This window comes from Pseudomonas sp. NPDC099000 (assembly GCF_044759925.1).
In the GTDB taxonomy this organism is placed as follows: domain Bacteria; phylum Pseudomonadota; class Gammaproteobacteria; order Pseudomonadales; family Pseudomonadaceae; genus Aquipseudomonas.
Genome location: NZ_JBIWAF010000032.1, coordinates 42739 through 52393, shown reverse-complemented (window position 1 = coordinate 52393; position 9655 = coordinate 42739). Strand labels below are relative to the sequence as shown.

At 58.2% G+C, this 9655-nt stretch carries 10 protein-coding genes; 9 read left to right on the top strand and 1 reads right to left on the bottom strand.

All coding sequences use genetic code 11. The annotated features are described in order from the left end of the window. Positions 1-186: 186 nt before the first annotated feature. A complete protein-coding gene (locus ACIQV9_RS25470; RefSeq protein ID WP_403107415.1) occupies positions 187-1851 on the bottom strand; it encodes an electron transfer flavoprotein-ubiquinone oxidoreductase in 1665 nt (554 codons plus the stop codon). A gap of 547 nt (positions 1852-2398) precedes the next feature. On the opposite strand from ACIQV9_RS25470, the gene ACIQV9_RS25465 reads away from it, so the two are divergent. The 9 genes from ACIQV9_RS25465 (at position 2399) to ACIQV9_RS25425 (ending at position 9459) form a co-directional block, all read left to right on the top strand. After that, complete coding sequence (locus ACIQV9_RS25465) at positions 2399-3148, top strand: electron transfer flavoprotein subunit beta/FixA family protein (protein WP_010461775.1); 750 nt, start codon at positions 2399-2401, stop codon at positions 3146-3148. Further along, a complete protein-coding gene (locus ACIQV9_RS25460; RefSeq protein ID WP_403107413.1) occupies positions 3149-4078 on the top strand; it encodes an electron transfer flavoprotein subunit alpha/FixB family protein in 930 nt (309 codons plus the stop codon). Between the two features lie 79 nt (positions 4079-4157). Then, entirely contained in the window at positions 4158-4994 is an 837-nt protein-coding gene (locus ACIQV9_RS25455) for a substrate-binding periplasmic protein (protein ID WP_403107411.1), read from the top strand. Between the two features lie 9 nt (positions 4995-5003). Then, positions 5004-5360 (top strand): DUF4398 domain-containing protein, encoded by a 357-nt coding sequence (locus ACIQV9_RS25450; RefSeq protein ID WP_403107409.1) that lies wholly within the window; start codon positions 5004-5006, stop codon positions 5358-5360. Further along, positions 5357-6169 carry an OmpA family protein gene (locus ACIQV9_RS25445; protein ID WP_403107407.1) on the top strand — a complete coding sequence of 271 codons (813 nt, stop codon included), beginning with the start codon at positions 5357-5359 and terminating at the stop codon, positions 6167-6169. Before ACIQV9_RS25450 ends, ACIQV9_RS25445 begins: the two co-directional genes overlap by 4 nt. Positions 6170-6370: 201 nt before the next feature. Further along, positions 6371-7810, top strand: a complete 1440-nt coding sequence (locus ACIQV9_RS25440; protein WP_403107405.1) for a PLP-dependent aminotransferase family protein — start codon at positions 6371-6373, stop codon at positions 7808-7810. 89 nt (positions 7811-7899) lie between these two features. Then, the gene (locus tag ACIQV9_RS25435; RefSeq protein WP_403107423.1) at positions 7900-8391 is read left to right on the top strand and encodes a translation initiation factor 2; all 492 of its coding nucleotides are present in this window, start codon (positions 7900-7902) and stop codon (positions 8389-8391) included. A gap of 166 nt (positions 8392-8557) precedes the next feature. Continuing rightward, entirely contained in the window at positions 8558-8812 is a 255-nt protein-coding gene (locus tag ACIQV9_RS25430) for a YkgJ family cysteine cluster protein (RefSeq protein ID WP_403107403.1), read from the top strand. A 41-nt stretch (positions 8813-8853) separates the two neighbouring features. Further along, positions 8854-9459, top strand: a complete 606-nt coding sequence (locus ACIQV9_RS25425) for an START domain-containing protein (RefSeq protein WP_403107401.1) — start codon at positions 8854-8856, stop codon at positions 9457-9459. Positions 9460-9655: the final 196 nt, after the last annotated feature.

Here is a 9655-nt window from a genome sequence, read left to right as displayed (position 1 = left end):
GCCACAGTTACAACGGTTACCACTCACCTGTAGCAGCGGAAAAGCTGGCGGCGTGAGAACCGAAAAAAATGTCCAAAATTACTGGACCAGTTCAGGCTCACTCCTACAGGGGGATTGCGGTGTGGAGTAAATCGCGGGCAACAAAAAGGCCCCCGTTCAGGGAGCCTTGTTGTTCAGCGAGTCGACTTACATGTTCGGGTAAGTCGGGCCGCCAGCACCTTCCGGCGCCACCCACGTGATGTTCTGTGCAGGGTCCTTGATGTCGCAGGTCTTGCAGTGAACGCAGTTCTGGGCGTTGATCTGGAAGCGCTTCTCGCCGTCTTCCTTGGTCACCACTTCGTATACGCCGGCCGGGCAGTAACGCTGGGCAGGCTCATCGTACAGCGGCAGGTTCTTGGCGATCGGAATGCTCGGGTCGGTCAGCTTCAGGTGGCACGGCTGCTCTTCTTCATGGTTGGTACCGGAGATGAACACCGAGCTGAGTTTGTCGAAGCTGATCTTGCCGTCCGGTTTCGGGTAATCGATCTTCTTGCAGTCGGCCGCAAGCTTGAGGCACGCGTAGTCCGGCTTGGTGTCGTGCAAGGTGAACGGCAGTTTGCCGCCGAAGATGTTCTGGTCGAGCCAGTTGAAACCGCCGCCGACGATGGCGCCGAACTTGTGGATCGCCGGGCCGAAGTTGCGGCTGGCGAACAGTTCGTCGTAGAGCCAGCTTTTCTTGAACGCGTCGACGTAAGTGGTCAGCTCTTCGGTGCCGTCTTTTTCGGCGAACAGCGCCTCGGCCACGGATTCAGCGGCGAGCATGCCGGACTTCATGGCGGTGTGGCTGCCTTTGATCTTGGCGAAGTTCAGGGTGCCGAGGTCGCAACCGATCAGCGCGCCGCCCTTGAAGACCATTTTCGGCAGCGAGTTCAAGCCGCCTTTGCTGATGGCACGGGCGCCGTAGCTGATGCGCTTGCCGCCTTCCAGGTACTGCTTAAGCACCGGGTGATGCTTGAGGCGCTGGAACTCGTCGAATGGCGACAGGTACGTGTTGCTGTAAGACAGATCGACGATCAGACCGACGACCACCTGGTTGTTTTCCAGATGATAGAGGAACGAGCCACCGGTGTTTTCGGTGCCCATGATGTCCATCGGCCAACCGGCGGTGTGGACCACCAGGCCTGGCTGATGCTTGGCCGGATCGACTTCCCAGATTTCTTTCAGGCCGATGCCGTAGTGCTGGGCGTCGGCTTCGCTGTCGAGGTTGAAGCGCTTGATCAGCTGCTTGCCGATGTGGCCACGGCAACCTTCGGCGAACAGCGTGTACTTGCCGCGCAGTTCCATGCCTGGGGTGTACAGGCCTTCTTTCGGATTGCCTTCGCGGTCGACGCCCAGGTCGCCGGTAATGATCCCGCGAACCACGCCGTTCTCGTCGAACAGCGCTTCCTGAGCGGCGAAGCCCGGGTAGATTTCTACGCCCAGGTTCTCGGCCTGCTGGGCCAGCCAGCGGCACAGGTTGCCCAGGGAGATGATGTAGTTGCCATCGTTGTGCATGGTCTTGGGCACAAAGAAGTCAGGAATTTTTTGCGCGCTGTCGGCGTTCTTGAGGACGAAAATGTCATCGCGGGTCACCGGCGTGTTCAGCGGCGCGCCGAGTTCTTTCCAGTCCGGGAACAATTCGTTCAGGGCGCGTGGTTCAAAGATCGCGCCGGACAGAATGTGTGCACCGACCTCGGAGCCTTTTTCGACCACGCAGACGCTGATTTCCTTGCCGGCTTCAGCAGCCTTCTGCTTCAAGCGGCAGGCGGCGGAAAGACCCGCGGGGCCGGCACCGACGATGACCACGTCGAATTCCATGTATTCGCGTTCCACAGGCTATCTCCTACTCAAGGCTCAACAGTTTTTTTTCTAATTGGAGGTTTGGTGTCGCATCCATGAATCCCTGCGCAATGCAGGAAGAGGACAATCGATGAGCCACCTTTCTCTCTGGGTGGCGCATTATATCTACACCACTCCTAGCGTCCAATACAAACGTTTGTTTGAATGGGCTCAAAGCCAGAGAAATCAAAGTCACGCGGCTTATGAACGGCTATTTTGCCGTATTGACCGGAATAGGCGTTCCGGTCAAGATACGGTCGGTTTTGCGCTCGCCGTAGGCTGACTGTTGGTATCAAGAGCACCTCTAAAGACAGGGCGATGGCAGTACAAGGTGATTTGCTGCGCAGGTTTGGCGCGCAGTTTACATGCCGCGATAATGAATGACTCGTCGGTCACCACTGACGAACGGTCATCCACCTCGTGAGCAAGGTTCACTCGATACACCTGCCAGCGTTTTTAGAGGTGCCCTTGCGCCGATGAGCATCAAACCGCCAGGTTCGCCTAGGCGACTTTCTTTTCACCGGAGAGTAACGAGGAATCCATGAAGGTTCTTGTAGCTGTCAAACGCGTTGTGGATTACAACGTCAAGGTTCGCGTCAAGGCGGACAATTCCGGCGTCGACCTCGCCAACGTCAAGATGTCGATGAACCCGTTCTGCGAAATCGCAGTGGAAGAAGCCGTACGCCTGAAAGAGAAAGGTGTTGCGACTGAAATCGTCGTCGTCTCCATCGGCCCGACCACCGCTCAAGAGCAACTGCGCACCGCGCTGGCTCTGGGTGCTGACCGCGCCATCCTCGTCGAATCCGCTGAAGACCTGACTTCGCTGGCCGTTGCCAAGCTGCTCAAGGCTGTTGTTGACAAGGAACAGCCTCAGCTGGTGATCCTTGGCAAACAAGCTATCGACAGCGACAACAACCAGACTGGCCAGATGCTCGCTGCATTGAGCGGCTACGGTCAGGGCACCTTCGCTTCGAAAGTCGAAGTGTCCGGCGACACCGTTGCCGTGACCCGCGAAATCGACGGCGGCGCGCAGACGGTTTCCCTGAAACTGCCGGCCATCGTCACCACCGACCTGCGTTTGAACGAGCCGCGTTACGCGTCCCTGCCAAACATCATGAAAGCCAAGAAGAAGCCTCTCGAAGTGCTGACTCCGGACGCTTTGGGCGTTTCCACCGCCTCCACCAACAAGACCGTGAAAGTCGAAGCGCCGGCTGCACGCAGCGCGGGTATCAAGGTCAAGTCGGTGGCTGAACTGGTCGAGAAACTGAAAAACGAAGCGAAGGTAATCTAAATGACTATCTTGGTTATTGCTGAACACGACAATAAAGTAGTGGCCCCGGCCACACTGAACACCGTGGCTGCTGCCGCCAAAATCGGCGGTGACATCCACATTCTGGTAGCTGGTCAAGGCGTTGGCGCCGTGGCTGAAGCCGCTGCGAAAATCGCTGGCGTGGCTAAAGTGCTGGTGGCCGACAACGCCGCCTACGCTCACCAGTTGCCGGAAAACGTCGCGCCGCTGGTTGCAGAGTTGGGCAAGGGCTACAGCCACATCCTGGCTGCCGCAACTTCCAACGGCAAAAACATCCTGCCGCGCGTTGCCGCTCAGTTGGACGTTGACCAGATCTCCGAGATCATCTCGGTCGAAAGCGCTGACACGTTCAAGCGCCCGATCTACGCCGGTAACGCCATCGCGACCGTTCAATCGAACGCTGCCGTCAAAGTGATCACTGTGCGTGCTACCGGTTTCGACCCGGTGGCTGCTGAAGGTGGTTCGGCGTCGGTTGAAGCCGTTGCTGCTGCCCATGATGCTGGCACTTCCAGCTTCGTTGGCGAAGAACTGGCCAAGTCCGATCGTCCGGAACTGACCGCTGCCAAGATCGTCGTTTCCGGCGGCCGCGGCATGCAGAACGGCGACAACTTCAAACACCTGTACGCCCTGGCCGACAAGCTGGGCGCTGCCGTCGGTGCTTCCCGCGCCGCGGTCGACGCAGGTTTCGTACCCAACGACATGCAGGTCGGTCAGACCGGCAAGATCGTTGCTCCACAGCTGTACATCGCCGTTGGTATCTCCGGCGCGATCCAGCACCTGGCCGGCATGAAAGACTCCAAAGTGATCGTTGCGATCAACAAGGACGAAGAAGCGCCGATCTTCCAGGTGGCCGATTATGGCCTGGTGGCAGACCTGTTCGAAGCTATCCCCGAGTTTGAGAAGCTGGTCTAATCCAGTCGCTTGACTTATAAAGAGCCCGACCTTTTGGTCGGGTTTTTTTTTGTTCCGGATTTGAGTGGAGAGTGTCGCCATGGATTTGCGCCGCGTGGGTGGCTGGTCATTACTGCTGGGGCTGACGGTGCTGCCGGCGTTGACCGTGGCCGCAAGCAAGTGCGAGCGCCTGGTGGTGACCGGCAGCCCGGACGCGCCACCGTACCTGTGGCAAGACCCGCAAAACCCCAAGCACCTGATCGGCGCCAGTGCCGATCTGTTGCAACACGTGGCAGGGGAGTTGGGCATCAAGGTCGAACTGCTTTACGCCGGCAAGCGTGCCCAGGCACTGGACGAAGTACGCAGCGGGCGCATGGACATGCTGGCCGATGCGCCGTTGACCGTCAGCGAACTGGACACCCTGGATTACATCCATCCGCCGTTGCTGGAAAACGACTATTTGGTCTGGACCCGCAAAGACTCGGCATTGGTCTACAACCAGGCACAAGACCTTCACGGCCATTCAGGTGCCGTGTCGGAAAAGTCTCGAATGACCCAGGCATTCGGCATTTTCGCCGAGCAGCAATTGACCCTCGTGCGTACTCCGAACCTGACCCAGGCCTTTCAGAAATTGCTGCTGGGCGAGGTGGAATTTGTCCTCGCGGGACGCTACTCGGGCATGGCCGCCGCGCAAACCCTGAGCATGGCCAACGACCTGATCGCGCGTCCCCAACCGGTCGACAAACCCGGCCTGTTCCTCGCGGTTTCCCATAACTCCGCTTGCAACGATCCGTGGTTGCGCGGACAGCTGGCCAAAAAGATGACAGAATTGCCCGCGTCCGGACTGACGGAGGCCGTGCTGCAACGCAACATCGAGCGCTGGAAAGCGCAGCAACAGCAGCCACCGCAACAACCCGCCAGTACCCCAAAACAGTAGGGATTTTTAGTGAGTATTCGACCTCTTTTCGCTGCCCTGGCCGTTCTGGCTCTGGCGGGTTGTGCAGCCGATCCGGCGCCGAATGAACAAATACGCCTGACCGAGCAGGCGCTCGTACAAGCCAAAGCCGTAGGTGCCACTGTCGACGACGTACCAGAACTGAAACTGGCCGAAGACAAGTTTTCCCGTGCCCAGGGCGACATGACCGATCAGTCCTATAAGCATGCGCGCATGCGGGCCGAGCAGGCCGAACTGGACGCGCGTCTGGCCGAAGCCAAGGTGCTGACCCTCAAGAGCGAGGAGCAGCTGAATGTGCTCAATACCCGTATCACTCGTCTGCGCAAGCAACTGGGAGATGCCCAATGAACCTCAAGTCCAAAGCACTCGGCGGCTTGATCCTCGCAGGTTGCGCAAGCCTTTACGGCTGCGCCGGCCAACACAGCGAGACCGCGTTGCAGCAGGCCGGGGCTGACTTCCAGAAGGTCAAGGAAGACTCCAACGTGCTGCGAATCGCCCCCAAGGACGTGATCCGTGCGGGCGAATCCCTGGCCCGTGCTGATCGTCTTTCCAGCTATTGGGGCAGCGGCTCGGATGTGGTGCATTACGCCTACCTGAGCAAGCGCTACAGCGAAATCGCCCGTGAGCACACCAATCAGGTGCTCAACGAAGAGCGCGCGGCGAAGCTCGAACTGGAACGTCAGCGCCTGCAACTGGCCTTGCGCGAGTCCAAGTTGCTCAGCGTGCAGCAGCAGGGCAAGTGGCTCGAAGAACAGATTGTCGCTCTGGCAACCACCCAGACCGACCGTGGTCTGGTGATGACGCTGGGCGACGTGCTGTTCGACACCGGCGAAGCGGAGCTGAAGAATTCGGCGAACCGCGTGGTGTTGAAGATTGTGCAGTTCCTGCAGCTTAATCCCAAGCGCGTGGTCCGCATCGAGGGTTATACCGACAGCACGGGCGGCAAGCATGACAATCTCAAGCTGTCCCGTGACCGTGCGCAATCAGTGGCGGACGTGCTGATGGACCTGGGTATCGACGACAAACGTATCAAAGTCGAAGGCTACGGCGATGAATACCCGGTGGACGTGAACGCTTCCGAGCGTGGTCGCGCACAGAACCGTCGGGTGGAAATTGTGTTCTCCGACGAAAAAGGCCAGCTCGGCGCTGCCCGCTAAGGGCTGCGTTACTGGAAAACCCGGCCTGCCCGTCAGCGCCGGGTTTTTTTGTGCCTGCCAATTGCCTCTCAAAACAGTACAGTTTTTGCTGACACTGGACTGTACGGTCGACTATTGTGGCAACTGTCCCCGTACACTTCTAAACTGTTCCGGTATTGTTTCACACAAGAATAAAATGCCCGTGAAATCGAGTGCTGCGTCATGACCAATCTCTTGCTCTACCAACGTATTGCTCAGCAACTGGCCGAAGACATCCGCCGTGGTGTCTATCAACCGGGGGAGCGCGTGCCTTCGGTGCGCAAGATGAGCTCGCAGCTTAACGTCAGCCATGCGACTGTTTTGCAGGCTTACGCCAATCTCGAGGATCAAGGACTGATCCGCGCCCGGCCGCAGTCGGGTTACTACGTGCACCAGACGCCTGCCCTGACGGCGCCAACGCCGGACATCGCCCGGGTCGAGCGACCCGGTCTGGTCACCCGCAGCAGCATCATTCAGCAGGTGCTGGTGGAGTCCCGTCGAGAGGGCGTTTTCCCCTTGGGCGCGGCGGTGCCGAGCGTCGATTACCTGCCGGTTCGCGCCTTGCATCAGCAATTGGCCAAGGTCACCCGTTTCCATAGCCCGCGTGCTTTCAGCTACATGTTCAGCCCCGGTTTTGAACCGTTGCGCCGACAGGTGGCGATTCGCATGCGTGATGCCGGCGTGGTGGTCGATCCGTCCGAAGTGGTGATCACCCACGGCTGTGTCGATGCATTGCAGATGTCTCTTCGCGTGCTGACCCGGCCGGGCGACCTGATCGCCGCCGAATCGCCGACTTATTATGGTTTGCTGCAACTGGCCGACCTGCTGGGCCTCAAAGTCATCGAGATCCCCAGCGACCCGGCGACCGGCATGAGCCTCGAAGCCCTGCAATTGGCGGCCAACCAGTGGTCGATCAAGGCGCTGGTACTGACCACGCGTCTGAGTAATCCACTGGGCGGCACCATGCCCGAAGAGCGGCAGAAACAACTGCTGCGCCTTGCATCGGATTTCGATATCCAGATCGTTGAAGACGATATCTACGGCGAGTTGATGTTTGAGCAAGGCCGGACCAAATCGCTCAAGGCCTACGACCGGCTGGATCGGGTGATCTATTGCTCAAGCTTCTCCAAGACCCTGTCACCAGGCGTGCGGATTGGCTGGATGATCGCCGGCAAATACCAGCAAGAGATTCAGCGTTTGCAGACGTTCAGCACGCATTCGGCGTGCAGCGTTACGCAAATGGGCATCGCCGCGTACCTGGAGAATGGCGGTTACGATCGTCATTTGCGCTACATTCGTCAGGAATACCGCAAGAATCTGAGCGCCTTCCAGTTGGCCGTGCAGCAGTATTTTCCGGAAGGCACGCAGATGACCCGGCCCACCGGCGGCTTCATTCTGTGGGTCAGTCTGCCGGGGCGGGTCAACACTCAGGAACTGCATGTGCGTGCGTTGCAACAGGGCATCAGTATCGCGCCGGGGCTGATTTTCAGTAACACCGAGCAGTTCAATCACTGCATTCGCCTGAACTGTGGAACGCCCTGGAACCGTGAAGCCGAGCGCGCATTGATGACGTTGGGGATGTTGGCGACTCAGCTGTGTCAGGAGACTGTCAGCGGTTTCTGACAAGCGCGTCGGTGGTTTCGTACGCGTACTTGTCATGTTGCGTACAACAGGCGAGCATATGGCCCTCTGCCGTTAGCGTCGTTGGGTCCATGAAACCGTTTTTTCCTGCCGCCTGCCTATCGATCTGTCTCTTCTTGACCGTTAATGCCCAAGGCGTCATGGCGGCTTCGACTCAGGAAAAACCGGCAGCCAGCGAAACAACGTCGAAAAAACCAGCGCCCGTCAAGAAAGCTACTGCGGTGAAAAAAAATGCCGCGCCAGTCAAAAAGAAACAGACTGCGCTGAAAAAACGGCCGCCGATTTCTTCAAAGTCGAAATCGGCCCGAGAAGTCGCGAAGACTCAACTCCCTCCGGCCGATCTGGACCTGAGCCTGCCTAAAGACATGGTCCAAGAGCTGAAACCGGTCGGTACGGTTCCCATGCCACGACGCGACGCCGTATTGCCGCAGATGTTCGGTGACAAGAGCAGCCCGTTTCAACTCAACGGCCGGCTGCTCAACAACGAAATGCAGCTGCAATTGCGCAACGAAGAGCGTCGGGACGTCGAAGGCGCAGCGCTGGATTTCGAGTTCAAACAGTAAATCAGCGCTGATTCGTGACCCGCGACCCAGACGCTTTGTCGGAGACTGGTCAGTCACGTTCGTTTGAGCGAGAAAACCCCGGTCCAGGTAATTTTAAACAACTGTTTTAGCGGTTACTCTGTGCCTCATCCATTAACACATCGCCCGTCGCGAGGAGCTTGTCGTCATGAAATGCCGTGAAGGCTGTGGCGCCTGTTGCATTGCCCCTTCCATCAGTTCACCGATTCCCGGCATGCCCCATGGCAAAGCCGCTGGCGAACGTTGCGTACAACTGTCTGTCGATAATCTGTGCAGCATTTTCGGCGATCCGAAACGTCCTGCCGTGTGTTCGGCGTTTGAAGCCGACGTCGAAGTCTGCGGAAGCAGCAGTGACGAAGCGATCAAGTTGCTGGGATGGTGGGAGCAAATGACGGCCGCGTGATGTGTTCTACGAACGGAAGTTCAACAATAAGGAATAAGACTATGGGTTCGCTGCATCGTATGGCTGTGCTGTGTGGTTTGACGGTTGTACTGGCCACGTCGGCCGCACAGGCCGAAGACTGGAAAGTGGCCAAGAATGAAGACGGCATCAAGGTGTCCCTGAGTGAAGTGGCCGGTTCCGATTACAAGGCCTACCAGGGCGTCACCCTGATGAAAACCACCATGGCCAAATTGCGCACGCTGCAGGAAGACGTGGTAGGCGCCTGCGCCTGGATTCATGAGTGCAACGCCCAGAAGCTGCTCAAGCACGAAGGTGATCAGAGCTGGACCTACACCCAGTTCAATACCCCCTGGCCGGTGACCCCGCGTGATTCGGTGCTGCATATCACCACCACCGAAGGCGCCGACGGCAGCCTGACCCGCAAGCTCGAAGGCGTGCCGAAGTACGTTCCTGAGGAAAAGGGTTTCGTCCGTGTCACCAAGATCGACGGCTTCTGGAAGTTCGTACCCAAGGGTGACCAGATCGAAGTGACCTACCAGGTGCACACCGAGCCAGGCGGCAGCATCCCATCGATGGTCGCCAACAAGTTCGTGGTCGATGCGCCGTTCAATACGCTCAAGGCCCTGAAGGAACGCGCAGAGAAGTAATCGCGGGTTGTTCCCTGAAAACGCCCCGACTGTTCGGGGCGTTTTTGTTAGGCAATAGAGTCATGTGCTCCCACAGGTTCGGGGTTTATTTTGTTTCCGGATATACGTTGCACGAAATTTTCACAATGCCTCCAAGACAATTCGCCGGCGTCAGCCTGCCGGGCACTAATCAATGGCAATGCAGCGGGTGATCGTG

What these genes read in the sequence shown, in the direction of transcription:
- ACIQV9_RS25465 (WP_010461775.1), top strand. Translation starts at nt 2,399, where the DNA reads ATGAAGGTTCTTGTAGCTGTCAAACGCGTTGTGGATTACAACGTCAAG.
- ACIQV9_RS25460 (WP_403107413.1), top strand. Translation starts at nt 3,149, where the DNA reads ATGACTATCTTGGTTATTGCTGAACACGACAATAAAGTAGTGGCCCCG.
- ACIQV9_RS25455 (WP_403107411.1), top strand. Translation starts at nt 4,158, where the DNA reads ATGGATTTGCGCCGCGTGGGTGGCTGGTCATTACTGCTGGGGCTGACG.
- ACIQV9_RS25445 (WP_403107407.1), top strand. Translation starts at nt 5,357, where the DNA reads ATGAACCTCAAGTCCAAAGCACTCGGCGGCTTGATCCTCGCAGGTTGC.
- ACIQV9_RS25440 (WP_403107405.1), top strand. Translation starts at nt 6,371, where the DNA reads ATGACCAATCTCTTGCTCTACCAACGTATTGCTCAGCAACTGGCCGAA.
- ACIQV9_RS25435 (WP_403107423.1), top strand. Translation starts at nt 7,900, where the DNA reads ATGAAACCGTTTTTTCCTGCCGCCTGCCTATCGATCTGTCTCTTCTTG.
- ACIQV9_RS25430 (WP_403107403.1), top strand. Translation starts at nt 8,558, where the DNA reads ATGAAATGCCGTGAAGGCTGTGGCGCCTGTTGCATTGCCCCTTCCATC.
- ACIQV9_RS25425 (WP_403107401.1), top strand. Translation starts at nt 8,854, where the DNA reads ATGGGTTCGCTGCATCGTATGGCTGTGCTGTGTGGTTTGACGGTTGTA.